This window comes from Faecalibacter bovis (genome assembly GCF_017948305.1).
In the GTDB taxonomy this organism is placed as follows: Bacteria; Bacteroidota; Bacteroidia; order Flavobacteriales; family Weeksellaceae; genus Empedobacter; species Empedobacter bovis.
Map to the genome: position 1 here is coordinate 1,812,083 of NZ_CP072842.1, position 14,936 is coordinate 1,827,018.

Sequence of the window (14,936 nt, forward strand, 5' to 3'; positions counted from 1 at the left end):
AAAAAGACCATTTTTAATATTCAGAAATGGTCTTTTTTATGCTTTTATATTTTACATATATTGTAATCTAACAGGTAAAGAATAGCTCATTTTTACATTTTTACCATTTAATTTCGCAGGCTGAATTTTCTTGTTATAAATTTCATTTTTAGCAAAAAGAACTTGTAATAATTTAGCTGTTTTCTCTCCAAATTCATCTTTCGTTATTGGTGTAACATCAGTAATACTTCCATCTTCGTTGATAACGAAGCTAATTTTTGTTACATGATTTCCACTTGAAAATTTTTCTACTAAATCATCAAATTCATTAGCTAAATCTGTAGAAAGTGATATCGTAAAACAGTCTTTTGTAGATTTAGTTTTGTCGCAATCCTTAGGATAAACCGCGTGTTGATCTACTTGATCTGCTGTATAGATTTGTTGTCCAAATGCGAATTGTGTCATAAACAAACCTAAAGTAAATGTTAGTATTTTCATATGTTGTGTTTTTAAGTTATTTAAATATAAATATATATGAATTTAAAAATGTTAAAATATTTGTTAAATGTTTATTGTGCAGAAAATTACATTCTTTGATTTGATTGTTTGTTAGAGTAAAATGTATGTTTTTTTTAATGTATTTCTTCTTTTTCGTTACTTTTGTTTTAAAGAAAAAATACAATGGCTCAAGAAATTTTAAAGCAATTAGCTGAAGGTTCAGCAGTTTTTAATGATGTAATAGCGTTTATTGAATCAAAATATACGCACACACCAACAGCTTTTAAAAATGGAGTGCAAGAAAATGCAGCAGATCAAAATCAAGGAAGTGCAAAAGTTTTAGCTTTCGGTAAATTAGAAAATTTATCAGTAGAAGATACTTTAAAATTATTTGCAGAACATTATCAATCAGTTTTAGATACGCCTGAAGGTACAGATCATCAAAATATCCGTCAGTTTATGGCGAATGGTTGGGATGGTGTTGTATTTGAAGGAGAAGCTTTAACAGCGAAATAAAATATGATGAAAAACTTAACACTACTATTTATTTTATTTTCTTTTTATGCTTGTGCGCAAGAAACGAAAACATATGATTTAAAAGAAGAATCTACAAGTTATACGTCTAGGGAAGTTGACCGAATGGCTGTTTATGAAGGTTGTGAAGTTTATCCAACAGCTCAGGAAAATGTAACGTATTTTTCGAGTAAGATGAATCAGAAATTTATTCAGCTTTTTAATTCAAAATTCGATCATACAAAGTTGCCAAAAGGTGTAGTTAAAATTACTTACGTAATTGGTAAGGAAGGTAAATTGAAAGATATTAAAGGACAAGGAGTGGAAGAGTTGATACCTTATGCTTTGGAAGTTTTTAATGAAATCAATAAAGATATTATTTATCAACCGGCAATTAAAAATGGCGTTCCGGTAGATGTTAAGTTTTCAATGCCATTTAGGTTACAATAAAAAAAGGAAGTTAAAAACTTCCTTTTTTTATACTTGCTTAATAATATAAGTAACAATTCCCCAAACCAAAAAATCATTATCTTCTGTAATACGAATTGGTCTGAATCTTTTATTGTACGGTACAAGCCAAAGACAATCTTTGTCTACTTTAATTTTTTTAACAGTAAATTCACCATCAACCATACAAACTGCAATTTTTCCGTCGGTAGGTTCTAGGCTTTTATCAATAACTAAAATGTCGCCTTCGTCCATATCAGCATCAATCATCGAATCGCCTTTTACTCTGGCATAAAAAGTAGTTTCTTTATTTTTGACCAAAGCAACATCTAAACTTATTTTATCTGTTTTAAAATCTTCAGCTGGTGATGGAAATCCAGCTTGAATGGTATTACCCATTAAGGTAACTTCCTTTCCGGTTATAAATTCTGGTTGTACAACTGTTAATTTCATTATGCTAAGTTTAAATCTATTTCAATAATTTGATTAATATCTGTCGTGTAATTTTTTGATAAATGTTCTTGTCGCATTTTCCACGTTCGTTCCAAATCTTGTGCGGCCAATTTTATTTTATGTTGTCCTATTTTACGATTCAACCCATCAATCGTTTTCATTAATTGTGAGTGTCTTGAATTTTCGTCATTAAACAAATTTAATTGTTTATGATTTGCATCTGTTATACCAGATACTACAACTCCGGCTCGTTTGTAGGCAAAACCTTCTTTATAAATTTGTTCTAATCCTTTAATCGCATATTTCGCTAATGTGATTGAGGAATTCGTTGCAAATGGTAATTTCAAAACAACCGTTCGTCTGTATTGCAAAGTTTCTTTCTGCGGATTGGTTTGTATAAAAATCGAAATTAAATTAGCGTTCGAATTTTGCTTGCGTAATTTTTCACCGCAAACAGATGCAAAAGTAATAATGCGTTCTTTTACAAATTCAAAATCTTTTTCATCGTGTTCAAATGATCTTGTAGTCGCTATATTTTTTTTGTTTTTAATATCTTCTAATTTCAGAACAGATTCGCCAAGTAACTCTTTTTTTAATCGAAGTTCAACCACAGAAAATTCTTTTCTAATATATTGATCTGATAATTGGGTAAAATCATAAGCGTTATTAATGTTCATAAATCGTAATCTTGCAGCTAATTGTTTTCCAATTCCCCAAACATCTTCAATCGCTAACCATTTTAATGCTTTGATTCGTTTTTTTTCAGAATCAATAATGTAAATTCCGTTCAATTCTTTTGGGAATTTTTTAGCAATTCTATTGGCAACCTTGGCTAAAGCTTTAGTGGGTGCAAAACCTACACAAGTAGGAATACCAACACCTTTTAAGATTTCTTGTTTAATTTGATGAGCAATTAATTCGATATTAAAAAAACTATCATATCCGTTAAATTTCAAAAAAGATTCATCAATAGAATAGACTTCGATATCGGGTGTATATTTATACAGAATATTCATAACTCTTTCGCTCATATCCGCATATAATGCATAATTACTAGAGTGTATTTTAACATGATTTTTATGAAAAAGATTTTTGTATTGATAAAATGGCGCACCCATAGGAACGCCAAGTTTCTTAGCTTCTTCAGAGCGAGAAATTACACATCCATCATTGTTGGATAGTACAACAACAGGTCGGTTGGAAAGATTGGGATTAAAAATTCTTTCACAACTCACATAAAAATTATTACAATCAATTAAAGCATACATGGTTTGCCAAAAGTATTTTTGGCTTCGGACAAATTGTGTCGTTTTAAGTAATCAGTTGTAAAATTTTGTTAATAATTGATTTTTAATACTTTATGATTTTAGTTTTAATTATCTTAGGTAGTATTAATCAAAATTAGAATAGTATGTTTGAGAGTAAGCAATTTTTATACGCTTCATCTAGCGAAGCATTAAATCAATTAAAAAAGAAAGGATACGAATTAGATTTTAATCTTTTACAGAATAGGATTTTAGATAATCCACAAGATTTTAAGATTATTTATATTTTTCGTTACGAAGGTGAATCAAATCCTGAAGATTCTTCTACTGTCTATGGAATTGAATGTTTGTCAAGTGAAGAAAGAGGTGTTTTTGTAATGGGAAATCCTGCTTACGATGTTTCAAATGCTTCAAACTTGCTATATCTTTTAGAGATTGAAGGACGTAAAAATAATAAAAGAGGAATTATTATATAACAATTCCTCTTTTATTTATGATATAAATTCAGTGCTATTTAGCTCTACGACATAGAACTTTGTAAGGAATAGCAAACGAACTATTGTATTTTGATTTTAACTTTCTGATGTCAGAACTTGCAGAATTTTTAGTAAAATAATCACCAACTAAAACTCTATAATCAGGTGCGAAATAAGCAACTTGCGAACTTAGATGTGGATTAGCATTATCAAATTCGTTTTTTACTTTTTGTGCGTCAGCTCTGTTTTTAGAATAATAAATCTGAATCTTGAATCCATTAATCTGTGTTTGTGTAGCACAAGGGTCTGCAGCAGTAGCTTTTGGACCTTCTTTCTTCTCTACAACTTTTTTTACAGCTACAGGACACGATGCATCTTCCTTAGCAGTAATTACTTGATTAATTCTTTGATCTAATTCTATCTTTAACGTTCCGTTATTATTAATGATAACAGTATCAATTTTTTCTTGAGCAAAAAGAATTGTTGAAAACAACATTACAAATAATGTTATAAAATTTTTCATGAATGAATTAATTTGAGCAAATATACTTTGAACTTTATTACTTAAAAAATAAATAATAACAATAAAACTTAAATGAGCGAATATCATTCCAAAATTAATAGTGTAATTTAAAATTGTAAAATATTATTTTAAAAACAATGAATTGTAATTATGTTAAATGGAAATATCCATTAATAAATGAATTCATATTAATTTTTGGATTAAACCAAAATTGATCACATAATAAATGGAAGCTATCACTTGATAATTTATTGCAATTAATTTAGAACGTTTTTAAATTAAGCTCAATGATAAAGTTCAGTATGGTTTCTTTATGATTTTATTAAGTATTGAAAGTATTTTTGCTTTTAGTTAAGTGTTCAAATAAAAACTAATTAAAAGTAAACAACGAATTGAGAAATTAAGTAAATGAAGGCAAGATTTCTAACGAGAATACGTTTATGGAGTGCCGCGGTTCTTATGGCCACGTTCTCCCTTACTCAAGCCCAAGATGCTGGAAAAGGTTACGAGTTATTCGATAAAAACTGTACAGCTTGTCACCAAATTGATGGCAAAATGATTGGACCAGAATTACGTAATGTCGAAAAGCGTCTTAGTGACGAACAAGGCTTAGGTAAGGAATGGTTGTATGCTTGGATTAAAGACAACAAAGCATTACGTGAATCAGGAGATGCGTATGCAAACAAGATTTATGCTGAGTACAATAACACAGAAATGTTAGCTTTCCCGGGGCTTTCTGACGGTGATATTGATAACATCTTAGCGTATACTGCTGACCCAGATGGAGGTAAAGCTGCTTTTGAAGCTGCAAAGGCTGAGAAAGAAGCTGCAGAAAAAGCTGCAAAAGATGCTGCAAAACAAGGTGGTGGTGCTTCTACAGGTATCGTTGCTGTTGGTTTCGTTGTATTAGCTGCTTTATTATTATGGATTTTAGTACGTGTTAATGCTTTAGTAAACGCTACAGCTGCAAACGAATTAGATCCAACTGTAGCAAAAACAGCACAATCTTTCTCTGAAACTTTCGAGAAATACAAGAAAGTTGCAGGATTAGCTGTAGGTGTATTAGCATTCTTAGGATTGTTCAATATTTACTGGGGAATGATGGGTGTAGGTGTAGATAAAGGTTACGAACCAGAACAACCAATCTACTTCTCTCACAAAGTTCACGCTGGTATCCAAGGTATCGATTGTCAATACTGCCACAGTTCAGCTAAATACGGTAAAGTATCAGGTATTCCTTCTACTAATGTATGTATGAACTGTCACAAAACAATCAAAGAATACAAAGGAGAATACTTCGAAGAAGAATTAGTAGCTTCTGGTAAATTTGCTGACGGAAACGAAGTGAAGAAGTTCTATACAGGAGAAATCCAAAAAATGTATAAAGCTATCGGATGGAATCCTGAAACAAATAAATACGAAGGAACTCAGAAACCAATTGAATGGATTCGTATCCACAATATGCCAGACTTCGTATACTTCAGTCACGCACAACACGTTGTTGCAGGTGAACAAGCTATCTTAAAAGCTATTAAAGAAGGTACAATTCCTAATGCAGCAGAATTAAATGTTGGAGGTGCAGATCAAGTATGTTTCGCTTGTCACGGTCAAGTTGATCAAATGGACGAGGTGAAAATGGCTAACGATTTCACAATGGGATGGTGTGTTGAATGTCACAGAACTACAGAAGTTGACATGGACAACGGTTATAACAAAGAATATTACGCAGAACTACACGAAAAATTGAAAAAACAATACGGTGATGCTACTAAAGTTACAGTAGATGCAATCGGAGGTTTAGAGTGTGGTAAATGTCATTATTAATATAAAAAAGAGAGGAGTATAAATGGCTTCGAAGAAAAATTACTGGAGAAGTTTTGAGGAGTTAACTGACAATACTTTAAATGAAAAGTTAACTACCAACGAATTTGCAGAAGAGATTCCTGTAGATAATTTCTTAGGGAATGATAACGCCATGGAGAATAACCAAACTTCACGTCGTGACTTTTTGAAGATTTTAGGGTTCAGTACAGCTGCTGTTACATTAGCAGCCTGTGAAGCTCCAATCGTAAAATCTGTTCCTTACGTAGTGAAACCAGAGGATATTAATCCAGGTGTACCTACATATTATGCATCATCAATTTTTGATGGATACGATTATGCTAACGTTTTAGTACGTACAAGAGAAGGTCGTCCAATCCGTATTGATGCAAATAAAGGAGCAAAATATTTTGGTTCTACAAATGCACGTGTTCAAGCATCTGTATTATCATTATATGATTCAGATAAAATCAAAACACCTTTATTAAATAGTGGTGATAAATTCAAACAAACTTCTTGGAAAGAGGTTGATGCTAAAGTAACTAAAGCGTTAGCATCATTAGGAGGAAAAAAAGCAGTTATTTTAACTTCTTCTATCCCTTCACCTTCAACTAAGAAATTAATTGCTGAATTTGCTGCTAAATACCCAACAGTTCAACACGTAGTTTACGATGCAGTTTCTTATTCTAACGGATTAGATGCAGCACAAGAATTCTACGGAAAAAGAGAATTACCATTCTACGATTTATCAACTTCTGAATTAGTTGTTGCTTTCAACGCTGATTTCTTAGCTGATTACAATGGTGGTGGTATGGAAGGTTCGTACGCTGAAGCTCGTAAACCAGGAGCTACAATGTTACGTCACATCCAAGTTGAATCTGTTTTATCTTTAACTGGTGCTAATGCGGATACTCGTATTCCATTACAACCAACTGCAACTGAAAAATTATTAGCTGAAGTTTACAACGGATTACAAGGTGGATCTGTTTCTAAAGAAGCTCAATCAATTGTTGCAGAATTAAAAGCAAAAGGTTCTAAAGCCGTAGTAATGGCTGATGGTTCTAAAGAAGCTTATACATTAGCTTTCGCAATCAACCAATTATTAGCTTCTTCAGCAGTTTCTACAAAAGCTGTTAAATTAAAAGAATCTAATGATGCTGCTTTTAATCAATTTATCAATGAAGCTAAAGCTGGGCAAGTTGGTGTTTTATTTACATACCAAGTAAATCCAGTTTATACAAGCAACAAATCTAAAGATGTTGAAGCTGCATTTAAAGCAATCGCTTTAAAAGTTGCAATGGCTGAAAAATTAGATGAAACTGCTTCGTTAGCTGATGTAGTTGCTCCAGTTACACACGCATTAGAGTCTTGGAATGATTTTAACCCATTAACAGGTGTTTATTCATTACAACAACCTACTATTCGTCGTGTATTTGATTCTCGTCAATTCCAAGATTCATTAATCGCATGGATGACAGGTCAAACTGAAGTTACAGAAGTTGTTGATGCGAATGATCCAATTCAGCAAATGGCAGTTTCTGCTACAAGACAAAAAGTTTCTCCATTCTTCTTATACGTTAAGAATAACTGGGAGGCTTCTATCTTACCTCAATTAGGTGTAGATTTTAACAAAGCTTTATATAATGGTTACAACGAATCTCAAGAAGTAACTTCATTTGCAGGAAATGCAGGTGCTGCTGCTGGAGCTGCTGCTAAATTAGTTGCTGCTAAGCCGTCTACTTGGGAAATTCAATTTTATGCTAAAGCTGGTTTAGGAGATGGTACACAAGCTAATAACCCTTGGTTACAAGAGTTACCAGATCCAATCACAAGAAACTCTTGGGATAACTACTTAACAGTAAATCCAATGGATGCTGAGAAGTTAGGAATCAAAATTCAAGATAACTACAACGTGACTAACGGAAGAATGCAATTCGACGGAGAGTTTGTTAACGTAACAGTTAATGGACAAACGATCGAAGTTCCTGTATTCATCCAACCAGGTCAAGCGTTAGGAACTGTAGGTTTAGCTTTCGGTTACGGACGTACTAAAGCTGGTAAAGTTGCAAACGGAGTAGGTGTTAATGCTTACGAAATTTATGCTGGTAATGTAGGTGCTTCAAATGTTACGATAGAGAAATCTGCTCGTACAGACAAACACCCATTTGCTAACATGCAACAACAACCAACTTTAATGGGACGTTACGAGATTGCTCGTGAAGTTTCTTTAAATGATTTCATCAACACAGATCGTCAAGAATGGAATCCAGTTCACGTAATGCCAACTTGGAGAGGAACAACTCCAACAGGTGAAGTTGATATTTGGGCATCATTTGATCGTTCTACAGGACCACACTTCAACTTATCAATCGACATGAATGCATGTACAGGTTGTGGTGCTTGTGTTATCGCTTGTCAAGCGGAAAACAATGTTCCAGTAGTAGGTAAAGATGAAATGCGTCGTTCTCGTGATATGTACTGGCTAAGAATCGACCGTTACTACTCTGATGTTACTTATAATGATCCGAACGGAAAATTAACTCAGAAAGTTGCGTTAGAATTAGATCCAGACAATGAGCCACAACAATACGAACGTTTAATTAAGCCAGAAGCTGAGAATCCAGACGTGATCTTCCAACCAATGATGTGTCAACACTGTAACCACGCTCCTTGTGAGACTGTGTGTCCAGTTGCTGCTACTTCTCACGGTCGTCAAGGTCAAAATATGATGGCTTACAACCGTTGTGTTGGTACTCGTTACTGTGCTAATAACTGTCCTTACAAAGTTCGTCGTTTCAACTGGTTTAACTACAACTTAAACGATAAGTTTGACTTCCACATGAACAATGACTTAGGACGTATGGTATTAAATCCAGATGTTGTAGTACGTACAAGAGGGGTTATGGAAAAATGTTCTTTCTGTATTCAACAAACTCAGGCTACTATCTTAAAAGCTAAGAAAGAAGGTCGTCGTGTTTCTGATGATGAATTTAAAGATGCAGCAGCTTGTGCGGCAGCTTGTGGTTCAGGAGCAATGAAGTTTGGTGATATCAATGATGATAAATCAGATGTAAGAAAATTATCTAAAGATAAACGTTCTTATGTTTTATTAGAAGAGATTGGAACTAAACCAAATGTTATCTATCAAGTTAAAGTTAGAAACAGAAAAGAGAACGCATAATTAATTTATTAAAGAATCATAAGGTAAACAAATATGTCACATTACGAATCACAGGTAAGAGAACCCCTTATTACAGGACATAAAACCTACCACGATATTTCTAATGACATCGCACGCCCGATTGAGAGTAAAGCAGGTAAACTTTGGTGGACTGCTTTCGGGATTGCATTCGTAGCTTTCTTATTAGGTATTGGATGTATTGCATATACAGTAGGAACAGGTATCGGTGTATGGGGATTAAATAGAACGATTAACTGGGCATGGGATATCACTAACTTCGTATGGTGGGTAGGTATCGGACACGCAGGTACGTTAATCTCAGCCGTTTTATTATTATTCCGTCAAAAATGGAGAATGTCAGTAAACCGTTCTGCGGAAGCCATGACTATCTTCGCCGTTGTACAGGCAGCGTTATTCCCTGTAATCCACATGGGTCGTCCATGGTTAATGTACTGGGTTTTCCCAATTCCTAACCAATTCGGTTCATTATGGCCAAACTTTAACTCGCCATTATTATGGGACGTTTTCGCGATCTCGACTTATTTCTCTGTATCAGTAGTTTTCTGGTTCATTGGATTAATTCCTGACTTCGCATTAATTCGTGACCGTGCAACTAAACCATTTGCTAAGAAAATCTACGGAATCTTATCATTTGGATGGGGAGGTAAAGCGAAACACTGGCAACGTTTTGAGGAAATCTCATTAGTATTAGCTGGTTTATGTACACCGTTAGTATTCTCTGTACACACTATTGTATCATTTGACTTTGCAACGTCAGTAATTAAAGGATGGCACTCGACTGTATATCCTCCTTACTTCGTAGCAGGTGCGATCTTCTCTGGATTCGCGATGGTACAAACATTATTAGGAGTTTTACGTAAAGTATTCCACTACGAAGCATATATTACTCGTAAACACATCGAGTACATGAATATCGTAATCGTTGTAACTGGAGGTATGGTAGCAGTAGCTTACTTAACTGAGTTATGGATTGCATGGTACTCTGGTTCTCGTTATGAAGATTTTACATACTTCTCTCCAGGTGCTGCAACAGGACCTTATTGGTGGGCTTTCTGGGCGTTAATTTTATGTAACGTTTTAATCCCAGGATTATTATGGTTCCGTCCTATTAGAAGATCTTTCTTCTGGACTTTCATCATTTCAATTGTAGTTAACGTTGGTATGTGGTTCGAGCGTTTCGACATTATCGTTATCAACTTATCTCGTGACTACTTACCTTCAAGCTGGACTATGTTTATGCCAACGTTCGTTGACGTAGGTATCTTCGTAGGAACTAACGGATTCTTCTTTGTATTATACTTATTGTACGCTCGTACATTCCCAGTATTACCACAAGCAGAATTAAAAACAATTTTGAAATCATCTGGCGAAAGCTACAAAAAACATCATACTGAAGATGAGCATCACGAACACTAAAATCGTATATGGTCTTTACGGAGACGACGATGATTTAATGAAAGCAGTAAAATCAATTCGTAAGCAAGGTATTACAATTGATGAAGTGTATACACCATTTCCTGTTCACCATTTAGATAAAGCGTTAGGATTAAAGAAAACTCGTATTTCTGATATTGGATTTTTCTATGGTTTATTTGGAACAACATTAGCAGCGACGATGACTTGGTTTATTATGAACCATGACTGGGCGCAAGACATCGGAGGGAAACCAGCTTTCTCTTGGGGTCAAAATATGCCAGCGTTTGTGCCAATTATGTTCGAATTAACGGTATTCTGTGCAGCGCACTTTATGTCTTGGACTTATTTATTCCGTAATAAATTATACCCAGGAGCTGCGCCACAAAATCCAGATCCTCGTACAACAGATGATAAATTTATGATTGAAATTCATACTACTGATGTAGAGAAAATCAAAAATGTTTTCATCGAAACAGGAGCAGAGGAAGTTACTGTAAAAGGTGACTATGGTCAAGTTAATAATTTAGTTCAAGAAGAAGCATAATGAAAAAGATTGCACTATTTTTAGGATTAGCAGGAGTTTTGGTAACTTCTTGTTCGGATAAACAACGTACGCCAAGTATCGTTTACATGCCAGACATGTACTATGCAACTGCGTATGATCCTTATCAAAAAGCAAATGCAGAATATCCAGAGAGAGAAACTGCATCAGATGTGCCAGTTTTCAATGCACACTACAATATGTCTGCTTTAGAATCTGTTGAAGGTTCTGTTGCTAGAACTGAGGGTGACATTCTTCCTTGGCCTTATAAAAACAATAACGCAGGTTACGCTCAATCTAAAACTGTAACTACATCACCTTTACAAGGAGATAAAGTAAAAGATTTAGAAAAGGGTAAAAAGTTATATGCACAAAACTGTGCAGTTTGTCACGGAGACGCTGGAGATGGACAAGGTTCTATTGTTAAATCTGGAGCTTATTCTGGAGTACCAACTTACGGTGAACGTGAATTAACTGTAGGTTCTGTATACCACGTAATCATGTATGGTAAAAATGCGATGGGTTCTTATGCCTCTCAATTAACGCCTGCTGATCGTTGGAGAGTTGCTGAATACGTTATGAGTTTGAAAAATGGTGGGGCAGAAACTGCACCAGCTGCAGAAACTCCTGCAGTTGAGGCAGAAACAACAACTGAACAAACAACTAACGAAAAATAATCAAATAAGTTAATTTATCATGCAATATACATTTTCCCCAAAATTAAAAATGACATCTCTTATCATGATTGTGGTAGGGGTTGTACTTTACGGGATTGGATTTTTCTTACATCAATCTGATGTAGCAAATTCTCATGACTATATTAATGGATTAATTCAAGCAGATCCAACACAATTCTATGGTGACTATGTTTCTGATGCGTTTATTTCTTTTAATACGGATCATGATGCACACATGGCACATTTAGAGAATTTATTAAAAAACAGACCTTGGGCTGCTTTTTATGTTCCAGCTTATTTCGCATTTGGAATTGCAGCATCTGCATTATTCTACTTATGTATTCAATTTGTTGCTAACGCAGGTTGGTCAATGGTTGTAACACGTGTAATGGAAGGTATTGCATCTTTCTTACCAGTGGCATCTGTTTTATTAATGATTATTGTTGTAGGTTCTGCAATGCACTGGAATCACTTATTTCACTGGATGGTTCCTGAATTATTAGATCCTGAAAGCCCTAAATATGATATTTTCATGGCGAACAAAGCTCAGATCTGGTTATCTACACCATATTGGGTTATCCGTTGTGTTATCTATTTAGTGGTATTATCATTAATGGTTCCTGTAATCAAAAATGCTACTCGTAAATTAGACGAAACTCCTGGAGATAGAGGTTTATTCTCTTCTTTATATACAAAATCGGTAATTTATATCGTAATTTTCGCAATTTTCTCGGCAGCATTTGCATGGGATTTCGTAATGTCATTAGATCCACACTGGTTCTCATCATTATTTATGTGGTACGGAATGGTTTCATACTTAGTTTCTGCGGTTTCTATTATGGCAATCATCTCAATCTACTTAAAGAGAAAAGGATCTTTACCATTATTTAATGACAACCACTTACATGATTTAACTAAATACATGTTCGGTTTCTCATTATTATGGTCATACTTATGGTTCTGTCAGTTCATGTTACAATGGTACGCGAATATTCCTGAAGAAGTACAATATTTCGAGCAACGTATGGCGCAATACCCTTACTACTACTACATGTTAGTTGTAAACTTATTTGCACCATTCTTAATCTTAATTTCTTCTTCTATGAAGCGTCGTTTCAACATCGTTTTCGCAATGGGATTTGTAATTATCTTAGGTCACTACTGGGATTTCTACAACCAAATTATGCCAGCGGCTGTTGGACCGTTCCACAACTTCGGATTTATGGAGATTGGATCTTTAGTTGCAATAGCAGGTTTATTTACTTTCGTAGTAATGAATGCTATTTCTAAATTAAACTTAGAAGCTAAAGGACACCCTTACTTCCACGAATCAAAAATTTACGAATACCCATTCTAATCGTTTGGTTAATCATAAAACTAAAAAGCTCGATGCATTTGCATCGAGCTTTTTTTATGTTTTTATATTAAATAGTTCTTCTTTTAATTTCTAATTTAATAATAAATTGATCAATCTCATCATCTGTACCAAGAGATCCTAAAACGTATACACCTTTTTCACCAGTTTCATTGTTTACGATTCCATATACGGATGATTCGTCATCTGGATTTGAAGCTCCTTCGTATCGGTAGATATACGTGATATCAAAAACATCTGGATTCACTCGTATTCTATCTTTTTCAAAATTAAAGTCAATAGTATATCCTTCATTTTTAAGTTCTTCTAATGCTATACTTACAGATTTGTATCGGTATTGTAATTTTTCTTTCATAGTTGTTGATTTAGTTTCTTTTATTTATAACAAAACATATTCCATTGTTAAGTATTACTGTATATAGATCTTATTTTATAATTAGATACTTTAAAATCTTTCAACTGTAATAAAATGTATAAAAATTCATTTTTATTTATAAAGGTAATATTTACAAGATGTTAATATTCAATGTTATAGTGTTCTATATTTATGAAATTGATGATTTATATAAATTTTGACAACAATTGTTCTATTGATTTGCATATTATTATTATTATTATTATTGAAGTAATTAACGTTAAGGAGTATGTTATAGGTTGCAAACTACAACAGAAGAATTAAAAACTAAATTACTTTAAAAATGAAAAAAATCTTATTTGCAAGTGCTTTTGCACTTTTCGGAACATTCGCAATGGCGAATGAAACTAAAGAGATTAAAGAAGAAGCTTCAAAAGCTCAAACAGAAGAAAATTGTATAAAAGTTAATTATTCATGTGGAGTTAGTGCTGATATTTGTAATTTCAATGGTACAACACAACAATTAGTTAATATGGTATGGGCTCAAGATGGTTTAATTTGTCCATAAAATTTTAATAAAATTAGGATAATTCTTGAAAATAGAATTATCCTAATTATAAAAATGCATAAATGAAAAATTTAATAGTTCTTTTAATATTTTATGTATCTAACTCGGTTTTTGGTCAACAAAATAATTTTATAATTAAATATAATTTAGAGTATAAGAAAGATAGTATGAGCTATCATTATGATAATGATGTCATGTTACTTTTATACAGTCATGATAAATCTATTTTTATACCAGAAAATTTATATAAAGTTGATTCTATAATGAATTTAGGTACTGCTAATTTCAGTATGATTTCTAGTTTACCAAAGTCAAATTATAAATTTCATATTAAAAAAGATGAAAATAGAATAACCTATTTTGATAGAATATATACAACTAATATTTATTATGAGCAACGTATAAATTTTGATTGGGAAATTACGGATGAAACATTAAATCTAAACGGCTATTTAGCTAAAAAGGCTATAACAAATTTTGGTGGAAGAAAATGGATAGCATGGTATACGGAAGAAATTCCAGTTTCAGATGGGCCGTATAAATTTTATGGTTTACCCGGATTGATTATTAAAATTCGAGATGAGAATAACAATTTTAATTTTGAATTAATATCATTAAAAAATGAATTGAAAAGCATGAATATTTTAGAAAATAATTTTATAAAAATAACAAAAGATGATTTTAAGAAATTGAGAAGAGATTTTTTAGATGACCCTATATATTTTATAAACAAAGGCGATGTAAAAACTAATTTTTCATCTGAAATAATGGATAGAATTATTCTCAATGTTAATAAAAATAATAATTTCTTAGAATTAGAATAAATA

Annotated in this window: 16 protein-coding genes; 11 read left to right on the top strand and 5 right to left on the bottom strand. The window is 33.0% G+C overall.

What is annotated here, in order from left to right; all coding sequences use genetic code 11:
• Nucleotides 1-51: 51 nt before the first annotated feature.
• Nucleotides 52-477, bottom strand: a complete 426-nt coding sequence (locus J9309_RS08700) for an energy transducer TonB (protein WP_230475499.1) — start codon at nucleotides 475-477, stop codon at nucleotides 52-54.
• A gap of 183 nt (nucleotides 478-660) precedes the next feature.
• Between J9309_RS08700 and J9309_RS08705 the strand changes: the two genes are divergently transcribed.
• Nucleotides 661-993 carry a HopJ type III effector protein gene (locus J9309_RS08705; protein WP_230475500.1) on the top strand — a complete coding sequence of 111 codons (333 nt, stop codon included), beginning with the start codon at nucleotides 661-663 and terminating at the stop codon, nucleotides 991-993.
• A gap of 3 nt (nucleotides 994-996) precedes the next feature.
• Complete coding sequence (locus J9309_RS08710; RefSeq protein WP_230475501.1) at nucleotides 997-1,440, top strand: energy transducer TonB; 444 nt, start codon at nucleotides 997-999, stop codon at nucleotides 1,438-1,440.
• A 27-nt stretch (nucleotides 1,441-1,467) separates the two neighbouring features.
• On the opposite strand, the gene J9309_RS08715 is transcribed toward J9309_RS08710, so the two are convergent.
• Together J9309_RS08715 and J9309_RS08720 are read right to left on the bottom strand one after the other, a co-directional pair.
• Nucleotides 1,468-1,890 carry a LexA family protein gene (locus tag J9309_RS08715; protein ID WP_230475502.1) on the bottom strand — a complete coding sequence of 141 codons (423 nt, stop codon included), beginning with the start codon at nucleotides 1,888-1,890 and terminating at the stop codon, nucleotides 1,468-1,470.
• Nucleotides 1,890-3,158 carry a Y-family DNA polymerase gene (locus J9309_RS08720; RefSeq protein WP_230475503.1) on the bottom strand — a complete coding sequence of 423 codons (1,269 nt, stop codon included), beginning with the start codon at nucleotides 3,156-3,158 and terminating at the stop codon, nucleotides 1,890-1,892. The genes J9309_RS08715 and J9309_RS08720 overlap by 1 nt, the downstream gene beginning before the upstream one ends.
• A gap of 143 nt (nucleotides 3,159-3,301) precedes the next feature.
• Here J9309_RS08720 and J9309_RS08725 point away from each other — a divergent pair, with 143 nt between their 5' ends.
• Nucleotides 3,302-3,631, top strand: coding sequence for a hypothetical protein (locus J9309_RS08725; RefSeq protein ID WP_230475504.1), 330 nt, complete (start codon nucleotides 3,302-3,304; stop codon nucleotides 3,629-3,631).
• Nucleotides 3,632-3,665: 34 nt separating this feature from the next.
• Here J9309_RS08725 and J9309_RS08730 read toward each other — a convergent pair whose 3' ends face one another.
• Nucleotides 3,666-4,154, bottom strand: coding sequence for an SPOR domain-containing protein (locus J9309_RS08730; protein WP_230475505.1), 489 nt, complete (start codon nucleotides 4,152-4,154; stop codon nucleotides 3,666-3,668).
• Between the two features lie 408 nt (nucleotides 4,155-4,562).
• On the opposite strand from J9309_RS08730, the gene J9309_RS08735 reads away from it, so the two are divergent.
• Genes J9309_RS08735 through J9309_RS08760 form a run of 6 tightly spaced genes read left to right on the top strand, consistent with a single transcriptional unit; the run spans nucleotide 4,563 to nucleotide 13,168 of the window.
• Nucleotides 4,563-5,978, top strand: coding sequence for a c-type cytochrome (locus J9309_RS08735; protein WP_230475506.1), 1,416 nt, complete (start codon nucleotides 4,563-4,565; stop codon nucleotides 5,976-5,978).
• Nucleotides 5,979-6,000: 22 nt separating this feature from the next.
• Nucleotides 6,001-9,156, top strand: a complete 3,156-nt coding sequence (locus J9309_RS08740; RefSeq protein WP_230475507.1) for a TAT-variant-translocated molybdopterin oxidoreductase — start codon at nucleotides 6,001-6,003, stop codon at nucleotides 9,154-9,156.
• Nucleotides 9,157-9,189: 33 nt separating this feature from the next.
• The gene (gene nrfD, locus J9309_RS08745) at nucleotides 9,190-10,593 is read left to right on the top strand and encodes an NrfD/PsrC family molybdoenzyme membrane anchor subunit (RefSeq protein ID WP_230475508.1); all 1,404 of its coding nucleotides are present in this window, start codon (nucleotides 9,190-9,192) and stop codon (nucleotides 10,591-10,593) included.
• Entirely contained in the window at nucleotides 10,574-11,137 is a 564-nt protein-coding gene (locus tag J9309_RS08750; RefSeq protein WP_394369280.1) for a DUF3341 domain-containing protein, read from the top strand. Before nrfD ends, J9309_RS08750 begins: the two co-directional genes overlap by 20 nt.
• Nucleotides 11,137-11,811 carry a c-type cytochrome gene (locus J9309_RS08755; RefSeq protein ID WP_230475509.1) on the top strand — a complete coding sequence of 225 codons (675 nt, stop codon included), beginning with the start codon at nucleotides 11,137-11,139 and terminating at the stop codon, nucleotides 11,809-11,811. Before J9309_RS08750 ends, J9309_RS08755 begins: the two co-directional genes overlap by 1 nt.
• A gap of 49 nt (nucleotides 11,812-11,860) precedes the next feature.
• Nucleotides 11,861-13,168 carry a hypothetical protein gene (locus J9309_RS08760; protein WP_230475510.1) on the top strand — a complete coding sequence of 436 codons (1,308 nt, stop codon included), beginning with the start codon at nucleotides 11,861-11,863 and terminating at the stop codon, nucleotides 13,166-13,168.
• A 67-nt stretch (nucleotides 13,169-13,235) separates the two neighbouring features.
• On the opposite strand, the gene J9309_RS08765 is transcribed toward J9309_RS08760, so the two are convergent.
• Nucleotides 13,236-13,541, bottom strand: coding sequence for a hypothetical protein (locus tag J9309_RS08765; protein ID WP_230475511.1), 306 nt, complete (start codon nucleotides 13,539-13,541; stop codon nucleotides 13,236-13,238).
• A gap of 343 nt (nucleotides 13,542-13,884) precedes the next feature.
• Here J9309_RS08765 and J9309_RS08770 point away from each other — a divergent pair, with 343 nt between their 5' ends.
• Complete coding sequence (locus J9309_RS08770) at nucleotides 13,885-14,109, top strand: hypothetical protein (RefSeq protein ID WP_230475512.1); 225 nt, start codon at nucleotides 13,885-13,887, stop codon at nucleotides 14,107-14,109.
• Between the two features lie 62 nt (nucleotides 14,110-14,171).
• The gene (locus J9309_RS08775; RefSeq protein ID WP_230475513.1) at nucleotides 14,172-14,933 is read left to right on the top strand and encodes a GLPGLI family protein; all 762 of its coding nucleotides are present in this window, start codon (nucleotides 14,172-14,174) and stop codon (nucleotides 14,931-14,933) included.
• The last annotated feature ends 3 nt before the right edge of the window (nucleotides 14,934-14,936 follow it).